We start from the raw sequence: 17,529 nt of genomic DNA, 5'->3' as shown, positions 1-17,529 counted from the left end.
CAAGCAACATATTTATTTAAAAAGAGCAATTTTTTGGGGTACGTGCAAAAGGAATTACATCACGAATATTCGTCATTCCTGTTACAAATTGTACCATTCTTTCAAAACCCAAACCAAAGCCGGCATGTGGCACCGTTCCAAAGCGGCGAGTATCTAAATACCAGCTCATTTCTTCAACAGGTATATGCATCGATTCCATTCTTTTTTGCAAAACTTCCAAACGCTCCTCTCTTTGTGAACCGCCAACAATTTCACCAATACCAGGTGCTAAAATATCCATGGCGGCAACGGTTTCCTTACCCGGTTCGCATCCATCATTCATCCGCATATAAAAAGCTTTAATGGCGGCGGGGTACCCAGTAACAATCACCGGTTTCTTAAAATGTTTTTCTACCAAATACCGTTCATGTTCGCTTTGCATATCTATCCCCCAGCTTACTTCATATTTAAATTTCTTTTTCTTATAGGCGGGGCTGTCTAATAATATTTGAATGGCTTCTGTATAGGTAATTCTTTCAAACTGGTTATTCACAACAAAATTCAATTTGTCCAATAACCCCAGTTCACTTCTTTCATTGGCAGGTTTTTGTTTTTCTTCTTCTGCCAGGCGCTGGTCTAAAAACTGCAAATCATCACTATTGTGCCCCATTACGTAACGAATCAGGTATTGAATAAATGATTCGGCTAGGTTCATATTGTCTTCTAAATCATAAAAAGCCATTTCCGGCTCAATCATCCAAAACTCAGCCAAATGGCGGGTGGTATTTGAGTTTTCGGCTCTGAAGGTGGGACCGAATGTATATATTTCACTAAACGCCATGGCACCCAGCTCGCCTTCTAATTGCCCACTTACTGTTAAATTGGTAGATTTTCCAAAAAAGTCTTCTTTAAAGTTAACAGATCCATCTTCATTTCTGGGTGTGCCGTCAAAGGACAGTGTGGTTACGCGAAACATTTCACCGGCGCCTTCTGCATCGCTGGCGGTAATAATGGGAGTATGTAAATAAAGAAATCCTCTTTCATTAAAAAACTGGTGTACGGCAAAAGCAAGTGAATGTCTGATTCTGAAAACAGCACCAAAAGTATTGGTTCTAAAACGCAGGTGTGCAATTTCTCTCAAAAACTCCAGACTATGTTTTTTGGGTTGAAGCGGGTATTTTTCCGGATCGCTATCACCCAATATCTCAATTGAGGAAGCCGGAAGTTCGATAGACTGGCCTTTACCAACACTGGCTGCAATAGTACCCTGTACTTTTAAAGATGCCCCGGTAGTAATGCGTTTTAAAGTTTGTTCGGGCAACATGCCAAGATTTACAACAACCTGAAGATTATTATTGGTACTGCCATCATTTAAGGCAATAAACTGGTTATTTCTAAAAGTACGTACCCAACCCATTACAGTTACTTCGGTACCAATTGGCACTTGTTGCAATAAGGCCTTAATTTTAATGCGTTGATTCAACATTTGGCTGCTTTTAAATGATTCGTATACGGAAAAATACAGGGCTGCAAAGATACAGCCATTCATGGCAATGAAAATGGCTTTACACCTGCAATTTCAAACAAAATCCGGCCTGCTTTTTATGATAATTCACTATTTTTATACCTGTTTCAAAGAAATATTTCTTTATTTTGAACATTTTACAGTAACATTGCAGCGGAAACAAACTGGTTTGACACGAACGCCAATCCCGCAGACATATCAGTTTACCTCTTTTCCGCAAATACCAATCATTTTCAAGTCTCAATTGCATTATTAAAAAACACATCGAGAACGCTAAAGAAAATTTTTCTATTTAACACATTCTATGTACGACATCTTACAACTGAACGACATGCTGGTTCCAGAACTACTGGACATTGCCGAAAATTTAAAAATTACCAACGCCAAAAAATTAGATAAACAGGATTTGATTTATAAGATTCTGGACAGTCAGGCTGTGGAAGCGAGTGAAAAACAAGATAAAAAGGTTGCAAAAAAATCAACCGGCAAACCCAAAAAAGCTGCAACGGTAAAAGCCACCACCGGCAATACTACTGAAGAAGCTATTGTAATGCAGGACGAACCCGAAACTGAAGAAACAGGCAATGCAGGCAGTAACAGGCCCATTATGCGTCATCGCAAATCCAAAAAAACGGAAGAAGCACTTGTTGAAAAAGTACAGGAACCCGGCAGCTTAGATGAGAAAACGGCTTTATTGGCACAACAAATGTTGCAGGCTACTGAAGAAAAAGCAGCAAGAGAGAAAAAAGCAGCAAGGGAACACCATCACCCGGCTCCAAAAAATACCAACGACAATACTGCCAGAACAGAAAGCAGTGAAGAAGCAAAAGAAAATTCGGAAGAAAATCAAAATCCGCAAACCGAACCTTCGGTACCACATCAGCGGCCACATCAGCGTCAGCAGGTCTTTAATATTGAGTTTGATGGTGTAATTGGTGGAGAAGGTGTATTAGAAATGATGCCCGATGGCTATGGCTTTTTAAGGAGCAGCGATTATAATTATCTAAGCTCACCCGATGATGTGTATGTTTCCCCTTCTCAAATAAAATTATTTGGTTTAAAAACCGGCGATACGGTTTCCGGTTCCGTTCGTCCGCCTAAAGAAGGAGAGAAGTATTTTGCACTATTGAAAGTAGATGCCATTAACGGCAAGCGTCCTGACGAAGTAAGAGACCGTGTGCCTTTTGATTATCTTACCCCTTTATTCCCTTTCGAAAAATTAAACTTATTTACTTCTGCCAACGATTACAGCACCCGCATCATGGATTTATTTACGCCCATTGGTAAAGGCCAGCGTGGTTTAATTGTGGCACAACCTAAAGTGGGTAAAACCATGTTGTTAAAGGCCGTGGCCAATGCCATAGCCGCCAACCATCCGGAATGTTATTTAATGGTGGTTTTAATTGATGAAAGGCCTGAAGAGGTTACCGATATGGAACGCAGTGTGCGGGCAGAAGTAATTGCCTCAACATTTGATGAGCCTGCAGAAAAACATGTAAAAGTTTCTACCATTGCCCTTCAAAAAGCAAAACGATTGGTAGAATGTGGCCATGATGTAGTGATTTTGTTGGATAGTATTACCCGTTTGGCAAGGGCACACAATACCGTTGCACCTTCCAGCGGTAAAGTATTGAGTGGTGGTGTGGAAGCCAATGCCATGCAAAAACCCAAACAATTTTTTGGTGCAGCCCGTAAAATTGAACATGGTGGTTCACTCACCATTCTGGCAACCGCTTTAATTGATACCGGCAGCAAAATGGATGAAGTAATTTTTGAAGAATTTAAAGGAACCGGTAATATGGAATTGGTATTAGATCGCAAATTAGCTAACCGCCGTATTTACCCGGCTATTGATTTGGTGGGTTCTTCCACTCGCCGCGATGATTTGCTGTTGGATAAAGAAACCTTGCAACGGATGAACATTCTTCGTCTGTTCCTGAATGATATGAATACCGAAGAAGCCATGACGGAATTATTAAAAAGAATGCGCGGCACCAAAAACAATGAAGAGTTTTTAGCCAGTATGAACCGATAAAACACGTAAATATTTTCAAAAAACCCGCATCTGGTAATTAGCTGGGGTTTTTTAATAATTTAATAAGTGTTATTTTGTGCTGGCAATTTACATCATACCCTAAAGGCATACTAACATATGCTTCAATAGCATTTAAGATGCAACATCATCTATTGCATCCTCATTGGTATCTAAAATAATTTTCGATTCACCGGCAGGCAATTCCTGTACATTTCTTAGCCTACGCTCAATGGCTCTGGTGCGTACTTCAGATGTATCAATCACATTCGTAGCTTCAATGAGTTTCTTTTTGGTTTTGGCTAATACATCACCAAACTGCCCAAACTCGGTTTTCACTGCACCCAGCAAGTCCCAAACTTCGCTGCTGCGTTTTTCAATGGCCAAAGTTCTAAAGCCCATTTGCAAGCTATTGAGTAAAGCACTTAAAGTTGTTGGGCCTGTTATGGTAATTTTATAATCTTTTTGCAACTGCTCAAAAAGTCCGGGAACCCTTAAAACTTCACCAAATAAGCTTTCATAAGGTAAAAACATAATGCCATATTCGGTTGTATTCGGTGGGTCAATGTATTTTTCTTTGATGTCTTTTGCGTTCTTTTTAATTCCATTGATAAAAGCCTTTCGGTATTCATCAATTTTTTCAGCATCCCCTTTTTCATAAGCATCCACCAATGCTTCATAATCTTCTTTCGGAAATTTTGAATCTATTGGCAACCAAAGTGTTTTCTCTAAATTGTTGCCGTGGGGCATCTTAATAGCAAATTCTACTACAGCACCGCTTCCTGATTTTGTTTTTACATTCTTCTCATACTGCTCATTCGTTAATAAATCTTCAATGATGTTCTGTAATTGGTATTCTCCCAAAACACCTCGCGATTTTACATTACTCATCACTTTTTTCAAATCGCCCACACTTACAGCCAGGGTTTGCATTTCGCCCAAACCTTTGTGAACGGCTTCTAATCTGTCGCTCACCTGTTTGAAGGATTCACCAAGTCGTTTTTCCAAAGTTTCATTGAGTTTCTCATCAACGGTTTTGCGCATTTCTTCCAATTTTTTCTCATTGCCTTCCTGCATGGTTTTTACCGATGTTTCTAAAGAAGATTTGAGTTCAGAAATTTTTTCGCTGTTAGCGGCGTTTTGTGTTTGCTGACTTCTTTCAAATGCTGTAAACTGTTCTTTTAATCGTTCTTTGTAATCTTTTAAAGCATCGTTTAATTCCCGCTTAAACACATCCAGATTTTCTTTTAGTTCCGTTCTGCTTTCCTTGCTGTTACTGTCTATGCTTTTTTGAAAGGCAACTAATTTTTCTTCAAAAGTTTTGCGGATAACTTCTAACTTTTCTTCGTTGGATTTGGTCAGGTTGCCGAATTGCTCTGAAAAGGTTTGCGTGAATTTGTTGAGTTGCTCGCCAATTTCGCCTCTTAAATCTCTCGCTGTTTCTGCACTTTCTCTTCGATTGGTAACAAATTCATCTTTCAGGTTTTTCTCGGTGTCTTTCAAATTGGAAATCATATTTCCAATAAAAATTTTGATTTCGTGTAATTCATTACCTGCAGTTTGCTTACCTGCCCTGAGGGTGAGCACGATGTTTACGATGATTAGTATCGCAAGAACGGGAAGGAATATGTATAGGATTAACGTCATTATTGATTTAATTTTTTATTGCGTTTTGCAGGAGGCAAAAAGTTTTCATTGGTGATCACTTTTTTTAATTTCAACATTCTTTAAATTTCGATAGACAGGAATTGCACTGTTTTGTTGAACTCAGCTTAAAATTATCTTTCACAAAATACGAATTTATGTTTTCCATATATCAATTTAAGGGTTATTCAGGAAAAGTTATAGGCTGCGGAAATGTATTTGTGAAAACACCATTTGCTTTTATAGTAAAACAGGCACCTAATCTCTAATTTTAATTTGACTGCAAAAAGGAGATGTATACAGTTCCCTGCACCTTACAACCACCTGCCCACCGCTCATGCAAGTATATTCAATTTTAATTCATCCCGGCTAAGCAATGATGCTCAATGCTTGTACATTTGCAGGCAATGGCTATTGAAACAATACATATCGATGCATTTTTATCATTAGCGCAACAATATCCGGTGTTTGATGTGAGAAGTCCGGCAGAGTTTGAACATGCGCATATTCCACAAGCATTTTCGTTGCCGCTTTTTACTAACGAAGAAAGGACTATTGTAGGTACCCACTATAAACAAATTAACAAACAGCAGGCTATTAAAACGGCACTACCATTTTTTGCACAAAAAATGGTGCCCATGATTGAAACGGTTGAAAACATCTTGAAAACAAATAATAACATTCAATCAACTGTTTTAGTGCATTGCTGGCGTGGCGGCATGCGCAGTGCAGGTGTAGCATGGCTGTTGAATTTATATGGCTTTCAGGTATATACATTGCAGGGTGGATACAAGGCCTACCGGCAATGGGTGTTGCATCAGTTTGAAAAAAAATATGTATTACGCGTTATTGGTGGTTATACAGGCAGTGGCAAAACAAAAATATTACAGCAATTAGCCAAACAACAATATCCGGTTATTGACTTGGAGGGACTGGCCCGGCACAAAGGCTCTGCATTTGGCGGGCTCGATACCCCTGCACAACCCACACAGGAAATGTTTGAAAATAATTTAGCAACGCAATTGTATCAATTACAAACAAAGGCAGTAAAACACAATGCTACCATTTGGCTGGAAGATGAAAGTCAACGCATTGGAAATATAAACATACCCCTGTCTTTTTTTGAACAAATGCGCCATGCGCCTGTTTATTTTTTCAATATTCCTTTTGAAGCAAGACTGGATGAAATAATGTTAACCTATGGCTCAGCCCCAAAAGAAAAAATTGTAAATGCCATTCTACGTATTAAAAAAAGGTTAGGCGGTTTGGCTACCAAAAACGCTATCAATTTTTTACTGGAAGACAATATAAAAGATTGTTTTGCTATTTTATTGCAGTATTATGATAAAGCCTATACCAAAGGATTGTATAACAGAGCGCATGTTGAGCAGATGGTTACAAAGTTAGATGCCCCATCTACCAATGCAAGCAACAATACTTATTTACTAACTACACTACTAAAAACAAAACAGGATGGCTGATAGTATTTTCGTTAAATTAACCGCATATTCGCATGGTGCAGGCTGTGGCTGCAAAATAGCACCGCAGGTGTTGGATCAAATTCTGCAATTGAACGTAACGGCACCAGACAATCAAAAATTACTGGTAGGCAATCATCAAAAAGATGATGCAGCGGCATATGACCTGGGTAACGGTACCGCATTGATTAGTACCACCGATTTTTTTATGCCCATCGTTGATGATGCTTTTGCATTTGGAAAAATTGCAGGCGCCAATGCCATTAGCGATGTATATGCCATGGGCGGAAAACCTGTTTTGGCTATTGCTATTTTAGGATGGCCGGTTGATAAAATACCTGCCAGTGTTGCACAACAGGTAATAGAAGGTGCCAGAGCCATTTGTAAAGAAGCCGGTATTCCATTGGCCGGTGGACACAGCATAGACAACCCCGAACCAATTTTTGGTTTGGCCGTAAATGGATTGATAGCTATTGAGCATTTGAAAAAAAACAGCACTGCACAAAAAGGTGATGTTTTATTATTAACCAAACCTTTGGGTATTGGTTTACTCTCTACAGCTCAAAAAAGAAATCTTTTAACGGAACCGGATTTACAGTTAATGATACGGCAGCTTACACAATTGAATAAAGCAGGAGAAGATTTAGGTGCATTTACCGCAGTTCATGCGATGACCGATGTAACCGGCTTTGGCCTGCTGGGGCATTTGGTAGAAATGTGTGAAGGAAGTAATCTTTCTGCAGAATTGTATTACAGTAAGGTTCCGGTGTTAAGTAAAGCAAAAGAATATATAGCCATGAAAACCATACCCGGCGGCACTAAAAGAAACTGGGATAGTTATGGACATAAAATTCATTTTTCTAATCAAATTAATCAGGATGAAGCTGCCATTATTCTACCGGACCCACAAACCAATGGCGGTTTGTTAATTGCTGTTGCAGCAGAAGGCCTGTCTGATGTGCAACAATTATTGCAATCTCATCATTTATATGCCGAAGTAATTGGAACAATCACAGATAAAAAAGAAGATGTAGTTACAGTACTTGAATAAAAGTAACAAATTAATAAACAATAAAATAAAATTGAAAAGACAATACACGTAACGGTATTGCCTTTTTGTTGGTTGAATTTATAATTTTTCGTAGAGTTTCCTTAGCTTATCTCTGGTCATAATTTTTTCCCAGTCTTTACCCAGTGCGTTTTCCCACAGAGGTTTCATTCCCATTGATACGTCCATCATGGTTTCCAACTGTGCATCGGTAAGGCCTTTGCAAATACCGGTTGGAATTTCAACTTTGTTTTTTTCAACCATCTGCTTAAACTCAGCAACTCCTTCCGGATAATATTCTTCCAAATGGTTCATTACAATACAATTACCAATACCATGTTTTGTTCCTAACAAATAACTTAAACCATAACTTACGGCATGTGCTACACCCACTTGCGAATAAGCAATACTCATGCCACCGGCATAAGAGGCCATCATTAACTGGTTATCGCTTTCATCATCCCACACCTCTTTTTCTAAAAAAACTTTTTGGCAAAGTTGCAAGGCTTTTTCGCCGTAACTTTTACTAAAATCATTCAAATAAGTACCCTGTAAACTTTCTATACAATGTATGTAACAATCCATTCCTGTATAAAAGCGTTGATTAACCGGAGTGTCTTTTATTAGTTCCGGATCAAGTACTATTTGATCAAACGGAGTAAAATCAGAATTCATTCCCAATTTACGGGTGGGGCCGGTTAATACTGTTGTTCTGGAAACTTCGGCACCAGTACCGCTAAGTGTAGGAATACCTGCTTTATAAACGCCGGGGAATTTTACCAAATCCCATCCTTGATAATCTGCTGACGATCCGGGATTGGTCATCATTAACGATACCGCCTTTGCTAAGTCCATGGTACTGCCACCACCTATTCCTATTACCCCGCTAATGGTACCAAATTCATTTTTTAATTGTTGAGCCAGCGCATCTACCTGCGTTGTTTTTGGCTCATGGGTAACATCTACAAATATCACTCTATCTTTTCCTCTTACCGGTATTCGGTTCACCAAGGGTTTATCTTTAAAAAAATGATCCACTAAAAATACCATTGGGGCATCACCTTTACGTTGCGGTGCTAAAATTTCATCTAACTGATTAAAACTACCACGGCCATATACCACATAGCCAATCATTTTAAAATTTCTGAATTGCATACTTATAATGCTTTACGGGGTTAAGCCGGTGCCATCATTTGCAACCCGAAAGCTGTACAAAGATATCATCTGCGCTTGAAAAATATTACCAAATTGATTTCATGGGCCAAATAGTAATGCGTTTAAAAACAGCACCTTCGCCGGTACTATAAATGGTTAAGGCATTGTTTTCTTCTCCTGGAAATACCTGAACTGTAAAAACCTGTTCGCCATTATTTACAAATACTTCAACAATACTTTTATCAAAAAACACCTGCCATTTCAATTCATTATTCACTAAACGAACAGGGGCTGCAGAAACCGGTCTTGCTGCAAATGCTGCACTAAAATAATCGGGTGTATTACTTCTGTTAATAAATACCTGTTTTGTAACTGAATTATAACCAATCGTCATCCCCAGTCCGTTACCAACTGCCAATTGAATGCCGGTTTCGCCGGTTGCTGCCGGTTGCATTATAAATTCACCCTCCCAAACATTTCCTTTAAAAGAGAGGGTATCTGATTTTTTAGTGAGGTTTTTAACGGAATAAACCACCGATTGTTTTCGTAATAATTGCAAAGCAGGCACCGGGGTTTGAATTAACTGCCAACCATCGTTTATTTTTTTAAGTTGTAAAGTTCTGGGTAATGCTGCGGTACCTTTCCAGGGATAGGTTGGAATTTCGTTGGCATAATTCCAGTTGTTCACCCAACCTATGCTGACGGGCTTTCCCAAGGGATTGGAATGATAGACTATGGCCGCATAATAATCGGTACCAAAATCGGGTTTTAAAATTTTTGATTTCGGATTTTCGCTTACAAAATTTTTACCATTAAAATTGCCTACAAAATATTGCATGCCTGCATTTTGCGAAGTGAAAAGCACCCATTTATACATTCCCGGTTGCCCCATTACGGGCACTTTCATTAAATCGGGGCATTCCCAAACCCCGGAAGTATCGCCTGCCGGACCAAAAACTCCCAGTTGCTTCCAGTCTCTTAAATTGGCTGAGCCATAAAATGCAATTTGATGTGTAACTGGATAAGACAAACTCATTACCCATTGTTTTTCCGGTGCATACCAAAATACATTGGGATCTCTAAAATCTTTTTTGTTTTCATTCAGCACCGGATTGGCATTGTATTTCTTCCATTGTAATCCATTATCGATGCTATAAGCCAAATTTTGTGTTTGCAACATATCGGTACTTCCGGTATAAATAGCCACCAAAGGTGGGTTGGCTTTTGAGCCAAAACCACTGGTATTCTCAACATCAGCTACTGCAGAACCGGAAAATATCATGATGCCGTTTTCTTCCTCTAATGCAACAGGCAATTGCTTCCAATGAATTAAATCTTTACTCACGGCATGGCCCCATGACATGTGCCCCCACACATTGGCAAAGGGATTATATTGATAAAATAAATGGTATTGCCCTTTGTAAAATACCAATCCGTTAGGATCATTCATCCAATTATGTTCAGGCGTAAAATGAAACTGAGGACGAAAATTTTCGCCATACAATTTCAACTGCCCAAATACCGAACTATTAATGATGCATACCATTGCATAGAATAGTAAATTTTTTTTCATGAACACAGTTTTAAACATGAGATGCATAGCAAAATTCTTGCTTATTTTGAAGGCACATTCACAGGAATTGTATTAACAATAGCTTTAACGAAAAGTTCAAACAAAATTAATGTATAAATACTGCGTAAAGGTATGTAAGCTTAGGTTAAATTAATTAGAAGCGATATAAAAAAGCCTGCCCTGTATCATTTACAGCGCAGGCATGTCAGGTAAAGGTTTGATTGGTTATGAAATGCTTACGTCAGGGCTACATAATTATTCCCCGCAGGGCCTTTATAAGTAGCATCACCAAATGCCAGAATAGGATAAAAGATGAATGGCAATATCAATAAGCCAATTGTAAAGCCTTCTTCTTTTCCAAAACTTTTAGAAAGCAGGTTTACCGACCAAATGGCAAATACAATGTTTACAACAGGAATCAGCATTAGCAGCAACCACCACCAGGGTTTACCAATTACCCGCATTAAAACAATAAAATTGTAAATGGGAATAATGCAAGCCCATCCAGGTTGTCCGGCCTTTTCAAAAATCTTCCATTGTGCTATCAGCACTAATAAAATAATGGCCAAATAAGCAAATGCAATGGTGTCAAATAAAGCAAAAGAAAAGTCGTTCATAAGTTGTTGTTTTAAGTGTTATAATCTTTTGGATTAATATTTTACCGGTTAAAATAAACAATCAAAACCACTTATGTAATAGTTGTAAAAAAAATAGTGGAGCGTGCTGATTAATTATCTTTTTTCTCTTGTAATAATTTACCTGCTTTTTCCAAATCATCCGGTGTATCAATTTCAACACCCATATATTCCGTAACCACCATTTTAATGGGCACGCCATTTTCTAAGTAACGCAGACATTCAATTTTTTCGGCAGCTTCCAGCGGAGTAATGGGCCAGTTTGTAAAATTGAGTAACAATTGCTTTTTAAATGCATAAACACCAATATGCTCATAATAAACCGGCGTTGTGGCAGTATCTCTTCTATAAGGAATAACACTACGACTAAAAAATAAAGCATTATTGTTTTTATCAACAACCACTTTTACATAATTGGGGTCAGCAATCAGTTTTTCATCTTGCAAAACCTGCATTAAAGAGGCAACCTGCACTTGTGGATCAGTAAAAACATTCAATAATTTTTGCAAGGGTTCTTTTTGAACAAAGGGTTCATCGCCCTGCACATTTACAATAATATCTGCATCCAATTGTTCTGCAGCTTCGGCTATCCGATCACTGCCACTTTCATGATTTTTTTTGCTCATCATGGCATTTCCTCCGTGCGCTACAATTTCATTATGAATAGCAGAACTGTCTGTTACTACCCAAACTTCATCAAACAACTGGGTTTCAACAGTATTGTCGTAAGTATGGCGAATGACGCTTTTATTGCCCAGCAACTGCATTAATTTGGCAGGATAACGGGTAGCAGCATAACGGGCAGGGATTAGTGCAACAATCTTCATGCAATTTTTTTTACAAAGATGGCAGATTTAGAAAACTACTCTTTAATTTTTTGAAAAGGTTGTTTTAGGAGCTGCATAAAATCTTCATCTTTTTGATTGGGATAATATTTATCTAACCCATATTTAATTTTATTTGGGGCCAAATTTTTAAATGTGCCCAATAACCGATCCCAAATAGAAATTATGGCACCATAATTACTATCGGTATACGGCTGCTGCCAATGGTGGTGTACTTTGTGCATATTGGGCGAAACGAGTACATAACTCATACCCTTATCTAACCATCCGGGCAACCGTAAATTTGCATGTGTAAATGCGGTATCGGCTACCAATATGGTTTGAAAAATCATCACCGCATACATGGGTGCGCCACTGGCTGCAATTCCCAAAAAGAAAAACAAGCCACGCAATACACTTTCAACAGGATGGTGGCGTAAGCCGGTGGTAACATCTACATTATTATCGGCATGATGCACCACATGAAAACGCCAGAGAAACGCAACTTTATGTTGTGTAATATGCACCAGCCATCCGCCAAAAAAATCCAATACCAAAAATGAAATTAAAATGGTTCCCCAAATTCCTGCATGTACCCAATATACCAAACCAAAACCTCTGGCTGCGCACCAATCGCTTAGTTCAATAATAAAAACAGCTAAGAAGGTATGAATGATTAAATGAATAACTGTAAATGCAAAATTTACGCCGGCATGGTGTACTTTATTTTTTTTGTAGTGAAGGGGCACCAAGGGTATAGCACCTTCCCAAATCCAGAAAAACAATAAACCGGCCACTAAAATCACCATCCGCTCTACCGGATGCCGGTCAAGTGTTTGAAAATGTTCAATGAGGTTTTCTATCATAATGGCAAACAATTGTACCCAATTTACAAAAAATTGCAATTGTATAAAAAACAAACCCCGCAGTTGGCGGGGCTGTATATTAGAAAAAATGTAAGAAGGTTTAATTATTCAGCATCAATGGCATTACCAACATCACCAATTCTTCATTTTCGGCCTGTTCAGATGGTTTAATAATACCTGCTTTGGTGGGGGTAGATAATTCTATGACCACTTCGGTAGTATCGGCAGCATTCAGCATCTCAATCATAAACCGTGCATTAAAAGCAATTTGTAAATCGCCTCCATCAAACTGGCAAGCCATTCTTTCATTGCCTTCAAAACTAAAATCAACATCCTGGGCAATTAAATGCAACTCATTACTGCTAATGGTGAGGGCTACCTGATTGGTACTTTTGTTGGAGAATACACTCACCCTGCGCAACGCATTCTGAAAATCGGCCTTGTTAACAATCAGTTTATATGGATTATCAACAGGAATCACCACTTTATAATCGGGGAAACGTGCATCAATTAAGCGGCAGGTCATTTGTATTTGTCCATGACTTACAAATAAATGGCTGCTGTTATAACTCAGGCTAATTTCATCTTCATTATCCGGCAACGCATTTTTCAATAAGTTCAATGGTTTTTTGGGAACAATAAAGGAATCATCGGCAGATGCTTTGGCGTCGGTACGTTTATATTTTACCAATCGGTGAGCATCTGTAGCTACTAACTGAACTGATTCTGAACCTAATTCAAAAAAAACACCCGTCATAGCCGGCCTTAAATCATCATTACTAACTGCAAACAGGGTTTTATTAATGGCAGTAACTAAGGCGCTACTGGTCATTGTAAAGGCAGTAGCATCATCTGCCACCGGCTCTTTGGGAAAATTATCCGGATTTTCGCCCATTACTTTATACTTGCCATTATCGCTGGTAATTTCAACTGCATAATTTTTATCAATATCAAAAGTGAGTGGCTGGTCAGCAATATTTTTTAATGTATCCATTAAAATTTTAGCAGGAATGCAGACTTTTCCGTTGGTTTTACTTTCTACTTCTAATTGCACCCGCATTAAAGTTTCCAAATCAGTGGCTACTACATGCAGTTTTTTCCCTTCTATTTCAAACAAAAAATCTTCCAGAATGGGCAATACGGTATTGGCGCTAATTACCCCGCTTATATGTTGCAATTGCTTTAAAAGGGAGGATGAGGATACAATAAACTTCATATTTTTCTCAATTTTGTAATGGCAACAAACCTACTGTAATTTGTTAATATTTCATACAGAAATTATTTCCGGTTATTAACATAATTGCGGCTATTCCAATTTGAATGATTTAGTTTTGAACAGCAAAGCAGAAATGAACAGCATGCAGCAAAAACTTACACCGGAACAGGCCCTTCAAAAAGTAAAGCATTATTGTGCCTATCGCGAACGCAGCCATGATGAGGTAAAACAAAAATTGTATGGCCTTGGACTGTATACAACCGATATAGAAAAAATAATGACCGGTTTAATTGAAGAAAACTATTTAAACGAAAGTCGTTTTGCTATTTTATTTGCAGGCGGCCATTTCAGACAAAAAAAATGGGGGCGTAAAAAAATTGAATTTGAACTAAAACAAAAAAAAGTAAGTGCCTATAATATTAAAAAAGCACTTGCTTCCATTGATGAAACCCAATACCGGCAAACACTGCAGGAGTTGGTTTCAAAAAAATGGCAAAGCCTTCAGGGTGATCATTACTTTGCCAAAATGGCCAAAACACGGGTCTATTTACAACAAAAAGGATATGAGCCTGCACTCATTGCACAGCAAATACAATTGTTAAAAGAACAAACAAAAACTGCATGAAATATTTTTGGTGGATAGGTATTTGCTGTTGCTGGATAACTGCCGCCTATTCGCAGGAGGCATCAACAAACAGCTTTCATCAGTCATTCTCTTTTACTACGGATAATGATGCTTACCTGTTGCAAAGCAATGATAAATATTATACCAATGGATTGTATTTTCAGTACAATAGGGCTGGCAAAAACCAAACAGCCACTATTATACATGGCTTTGAAGCGGGGCAGGCTTTGTATACCCCAAGGTTACTAACTTATTATCCCGATAGTGTAGACAGGCCTTATTGTGGTTATTTATTTGTGCAATACAAACATACCCGTTTACAAAAAAAATATGGTTTACAGTGGAATGTGGCAGTGGGCACTATCGGAAATAACTCATTAGGCCAAAATTTTCAAAATGGCTTGCATCATACGCTGGGATTATATCCGGTGAATGATTGGTATAAACAGGTGCAGGTACCCTTTACATTGAATGCAGGAATACGTTACACCCCATTTATTCCGGCATTAGCTGAGAAGAAATCTGCCAAAATTGTTCCTGTAATTGAACTCAATGCAGGCAATGTATACACCAATGCCAAATTAGGAATGATGTTGGTTTGGGGTATTTACCACCACAACGAAAATAGTGCACTTTGGGATGCAGATATTAGCCAATTGCCCAACAACAATACTCATTCATTTGAATGGTTTGTGTATTTTTATCCTCAGGTAACACTGCAGGGATACAATGCTACCATACAGGGCAGTAGCAGCAACACAACTACTACCATTGCAGGCACACCTGAACAATGGATGTACCAGCAAAGTTGGGGAATGGTTTTTGCCAAAGCCCGTTGGATGAGTAAAGTAGAAATTGTATACCAAACCAAAGAGTGTATTACCCAGTATTTGCCGCAACGCTATGCATCTTTACAATTAGCGTATCGTTTTCGTTAAAACATGATTATGACAGCCTTACATATCAGTCTTATTCAAACCGATTTAGTTTGGGAAAATATTTCCGAAAACTTAAAACAATTGGAAGAAAAAATAAACCGTGTTCCCAACGGTACCCATTTGGTGGTACTTCCCGAAATGTTTAGCACAGGCTTTAGTATGCAACCTGAACGGCTTGCAGAAACCATGCAAGGCACTACGATTAAATGGATGAAACGTATGGCAGCAACAAAAAAAACCATTGTAACAGGCAGTATGATTATTACAGAAAACAATCATTTTTATAACCGGTTAATATGGATGTTGCCAAACGGACAAATGGGGAAATATGACAAACGCCATTGTTTTGCCTATGCCGGCGAAAATGAACATTATACTCCGGGAAACAGCAGATTGATTGCCTCTGTAAATGGATGGAAAATCAATCTTCAAATTTGTTACGATTTACGCTTCCCGGTTTGGGCCCATCAACAATCTACCCACCCACCAGAATATGATGTAATGTTGTATGTAGCTAATTGGCCCGAAAAAAGAATACACGCATGGAAAAGCTTATTAGTGGCAAGGGCTATTGAAAACCAATGCTATGTTATTGGCGTGAACAGGGTAGGGGCTGACGGTAATGGCATTGCACATAGTGGCGATAGCATGGCCATAAACCCGATGGGTGAAATAATATGGCACGAAAGCGGCCATGAGGCTATTGGTAATATTGTTTTAGATGCAATTTTTTTACAGGAGGTACGTGCAAAATTTCCATTTTTAGCTGATGCCGACACATTTACCATTCACCATGCGTAACCAGCAAGTTATTTACGCAAAAAAAATTTTTACTGGAAGCCAGTGGTTACAACATCATTGTATACACATTACAGATGGTATGATTACCAAAATTGAAGCTTTTGATGTGGCTGAAAATGCTACCATCTACCCCATCATTGCACCTGCTTTCATAGATGCACAGATTTACGGAGCACATGAACAGTTATTATCGGTATATCCTTTTTCTGAAAGTTTATGGGCATTGTACGATTATTGCAGCAAAGGGGGTGCATTGCACTTTTTACCCACCGTAGCCACCAATACCAAAGAAGTGATGTATGCCTGTATTGATGCGGTAAGAGCCTATTGGAAAGAAGGCGGCAAAGGTTGTTTGGGATTGCATTTGGAAGGCCCATGGATTCATCCTGCAAAAAAAGGGGCGCATATTGAAGCACTCATTCATTCACCCACTTTCGAAGAAGTAGATGAATTATTGGCTTATGGAAAAGACATTATTAAAATGATAACATTAGCGCCAGAAGTTTGTGACAGCAGTATCATACAGCAATTACTTCAAGCCGGTATTATTGTATCAGCCGGTCACAGCAATGCCTCCTATCAGCAGGCAACAGCTGCTTTTAATAACGGCATTACAACGGTAACGCATTTATACAATGCCATGAGTCCGTTGGCACACCGCGAGCCAGGTTTGGTAGGTGCTTCCTTATTGCACTCTACGGTAATGTCGTCTATTATTCCTGATGGCCACCATGTGCGTTTTGAGGCCGTACAAATAGCACAAAAACTGATGCAAGATCGATTGTTTGCCATAACAGATGCTGTTACCACTACCCACTCCGGGCCTTATCAGCATTATTTAAATGGCGATAAATATGAAAGCAATGGTATTTTAAGCGGTTCTGCCTTATCCATGCACAAGGCCCTGAAAAATTTAATAAACGAAGTAAAACTAAGTCCTGAAACTGCTATGAATATGTGTAGCCTATACCCGGCCAAAATGCTTGGATTACATAACGGTTTAGGCTTACTGAAAGAAAAATACAAGGCCTGTTTTATTGTAATGGATGAAGATTATGAACTGTTGAATTGTTTCAATGGCGAAAGTTGGATAGTTGAATGAATCTTGGAATATCGAATCGGGAGAGACTTTAAAGTACTATACCGCCTTTTTTTATTCGGTATTGGTATGGAGAAAATTTTCGTTTATG

Annotated in this window: 15 protein-coding genes; 7 read left to right on the top strand and 8 right to left on the bottom strand. The window is 38.6% G+C overall.

Annotated features, from left to right (window positions below):
• Positions 1-16: 16 nt before the first annotated feature.
• Positions 17-1,465 carry an asparagine--tRNA ligase gene (gene asnS, locus JK139_RS09210; RefSeq protein WP_074419903.1) on the bottom strand — a complete coding sequence of 483 codons (1,449 nt, stop codon included), beginning with the start codon at positions 1,463-1,465 and terminating at the stop codon, positions 17-19.
• Between the two features lie 343 nt (positions 1,466-1,808).
• Here asnS and rho point away from each other — a divergent pair, with 343 nt between their 5' ends.
• Complete coding sequence (rho, locus tag JK139_RS09205) at positions 1,809-3,539, top strand: transcription termination factor Rho (protein ID WP_074419886.1); 1,731 nt, start codon at positions 1,809-1,811, stop codon at positions 3,537-3,539.
• Positions 3,540-3,671: 132 nt separating this feature from the next.
• Here rho and rmuC read toward each other — a convergent pair whose 3' ends face one another.
• Entirely contained in the window at positions 3,672-5,183 is a 1,512-nt protein-coding gene (gene rmuC / locus JK139_RS09200) for a DNA recombination protein RmuC (RefSeq protein WP_074419885.1), read from the bottom strand.
• Between the two features lie 383 nt (positions 5,184-5,566).
• Here rmuC and mnmH point away from each other — a divergent pair, with 383 nt between their 5' ends.
• Together mnmH and selD are read left to right on the top strand one after the other, a co-directional pair.
• A complete protein-coding gene (mnmH, locus tag JK139_RS09195) occupies positions 5,567-6,661 on the top strand; it encodes a tRNA 2-selenouridine(34) synthase MnmH (protein ID WP_074419884.1) in 1,095 nt (364 codons plus the stop codon).
• Complete coding sequence (gene selD / locus JK139_RS09190; RefSeq protein WP_074419883.1) at positions 6,654-7,709, top strand: selenide, water dikinase SelD; 1,056 nt, start codon at positions 6,654-6,656, stop codon at positions 7,707-7,709. The genes mnmH and selD overlap by 8 nt, the downstream gene beginning before the upstream one ends.
• 78 nt (positions 7,710-7,787) lie before the next feature.
• Here selD and JK139_RS09185 read toward each other — a convergent pair whose 3' ends face one another.
• The 6 genes from JK139_RS09185 to dnaN all read right to left on the bottom strand — a co-directional run bounded on the left by JK139_RS09185 (position 7,788) and on the right by dnaN (position 13,975).
• Entirely contained in the window at positions 7,788-8,861 is a 1,074-nt protein-coding gene (locus JK139_RS09185; RefSeq protein ID WP_074419882.1) for an iron-containing alcohol dehydrogenase family protein, read from the bottom strand.
• A gap of 85 nt (positions 8,862-8,946) precedes the next feature.
• Positions 8,947-10,434, bottom strand: coding sequence for a glycoside hydrolase family 32 protein (locus JK139_RS09180; RefSeq protein ID WP_074419881.1), 1,488 nt, complete (start codon positions 10,432-10,434; stop codon positions 8,947-8,949).
• A 236-nt stretch (positions 10,435-10,670) separates the two neighbouring features.
• Complete coding sequence (locus JK139_RS09175; protein ID WP_074419880.1) at positions 10,671-11,051, bottom strand: DUF5684 domain-containing protein; 381 nt, start codon at positions 11,049-11,051, stop codon at positions 10,671-10,673.
• Between the two features lie 110 nt (positions 11,052-11,161).
• The gene (gene kdsB, locus JK139_RS09170) at positions 11,162-11,896 is read right to left on the bottom strand and encodes a 3-deoxy-manno-octulosonate cytidylyltransferase (protein ID WP_074419879.1); all 735 of its coding nucleotides are present in this window, start codon (positions 11,894-11,896) and stop codon (positions 11,162-11,164) included.
• A gap of 35 nt (positions 11,897-11,931) precedes the next feature.
• Entirely contained in the window at positions 11,932-12,759 is an 828-nt protein-coding gene (locus tag JK139_RS09165; RefSeq protein WP_081301272.1) for a sterol desaturase family protein, read from the bottom strand.
• 100 nt (positions 12,760-12,859) lie between these two features.
• Positions 12,860-13,975 carry a DNA polymerase III subunit beta gene (dnaN, locus tag JK139_RS09160; RefSeq protein ID WP_074419878.1) on the bottom strand — a complete coding sequence of 372 codons (1,116 nt, stop codon included), beginning with the start codon at positions 13,973-13,975 and terminating at the stop codon, positions 12,860-12,862.
• Between the two features lie 142 nt (positions 13,976-14,117).
• Between dnaN and JK139_RS09155 the strand changes: the two genes are divergently transcribed.
• The 4 genes from JK139_RS09155 to nagA are packed head-to-tail and all read left to right on the top strand — an operon-like array spanning position 14,118 to position 17,441.
• On the top strand, positions 14,118-14,600 hold the full coding sequence (locus tag JK139_RS09155; RefSeq protein WP_228733185.1) for a regulatory protein RecX: 483 nt from the start codon (positions 14,118-14,120) through the stop codon (positions 14,598-14,600).
• Positions 14,597-15,538 carry a lipid A-modifier LpxR family protein gene (locus JK139_RS09150; protein WP_074419877.1) on the top strand — a complete coding sequence of 314 codons (942 nt, stop codon included), beginning with the start codon at positions 14,597-14,599 and terminating at the stop codon, positions 15,536-15,538. The genes JK139_RS09155 and JK139_RS09150 overlap by 4 nt, the downstream gene beginning before the upstream one ends.
• Positions 15,539-15,547: 9 nt before the next feature.
• On the top strand, positions 15,548-16,339 hold the full coding sequence (locus JK139_RS09145) for an amidohydrolase (protein ID WP_074419876.1): 792 nt from the start codon (positions 15,548-15,550) through the stop codon (positions 16,337-16,339).
• On the top strand, positions 16,308-17,441 hold the full coding sequence (gene nagA, locus JK139_RS09140; RefSeq protein WP_228733184.1) for an N-acetylglucosamine-6-phosphate deacetylase: 1,134 nt from the start codon (positions 16,308-16,310) through the stop codon (positions 17,439-17,441). Before JK139_RS09145 ends, nagA begins: the two co-directional genes overlap by 32 nt.
• Positions 17,442-17,529: the final 88 nt, after the last annotated feature.

It is taken from the genome of Hydrotalea lipotrueae, from assembly GCF_019249625.1.
Taxonomy (GTDB): domain Bacteria; phylum Bacteroidota; class Bacteroidia; order Chitinophagales; family Chitinophagaceae; genus Hydrotalea; species Hydrotalea flava.
The sequence above is the reverse complement of the archived record's forward strand: the minus strand, read 5'-3'. Positions and strand labels throughout refer to the sequence as shown.

Excerpts from the sequence above, each read along its gene's own strand:
- selD (WP_074419883.1), top strand. The coding sequence starts at position 6,654 with ATGGCTGATAGTATTTTCGTTAAATTAACCGCATATTCGCATGGTGCA.
- mnmH (WP_074419884.1), top strand. The coding sequence starts at position 5,567 with ATGCTTGTACATTTGCAGGCAATGGCTATTGAAACAATACATATCGAT.
- asnS (WP_074419903.1), bottom strand. The coding sequence starts at position 1,465 with ATGTTGAATCAACGCATTAAAATTAAGGCCTTATTGCAACAAGTGCCA.
- JK139_RS09150 (WP_074419877.1), top strand. The coding sequence starts at position 14,597 with ATGAAATATTTTTGGTGGATAGGTATTTGCTGTTGCTGGATAACTGCC.
- JK139_RS09165 (WP_081301272.1), bottom strand. The coding sequence starts at position 12,759 with ATGATAGAAAACCTCATTGAACATTTTCAAACACTTGACCGGCATCCG.
- kdsB (WP_074419879.1), bottom strand. The coding sequence starts at position 11,896 with ATGAAGATTGTTGCACTAATCCCTGCCCGTTATGCTGCTACCCGTTAT.
- JK139_RS09175 (WP_074419880.1), bottom strand. The coding sequence starts at position 11,051 with ATGAACGACTTTTCTTTTGCTTTATTTGACACCATTGCATTTGCTTAT.
- rho (WP_074419886.1), top strand. The coding sequence starts at position 1,809 with ATGTACGACATCTTACAACTGAACGACATGCTGGTTCCAGAACTACTG.
- JK139_RS09155 (WP_228733185.1), top strand. The coding sequence starts at position 14,118 with ATGCAGCAAAAACTTACACCGGAACAGGCCCTTCAAAAAGTAAAGCAT.
- JK139_RS09145 (WP_074419876.1), top strand. The coding sequence starts at position 15,548 with ATGACAGCCTTACATATCAGTCTTATTCAAACCGATTTAGTTTGGGAA.
- dnaN (WP_074419878.1), bottom strand. The coding sequence starts at position 13,975 with ATGAAGTTTATTGTATCCTCATCCTCCCTTTTAAAGCAATTGCAACAT.
- JK139_RS09185 (WP_074419882.1), bottom strand. The coding sequence starts at position 8,861 with ATGCAATTCAGAAATTTTAAAATGATTGGCTATGTGGTATATGGCCGT.
- rmuC (WP_074419885.1), bottom strand. The coding sequence starts at position 5,183 with ATGACGTTAATCCTATACATATTCCTTCCCGTTCTTGCGATACTAATC.
- nagA (WP_228733184.1), top strand. The coding sequence starts at position 16,308 with ATGCCGACACATTTACCATTCACCATGCGTAACCAGCAAGTTATTTAC.
- JK139_RS09180 (WP_074419881.1), bottom strand. The coding sequence starts at position 10,434 with ATGAAAAAAAATTTACTATTCTATGCAATGGTATGCATCATTAATAGT.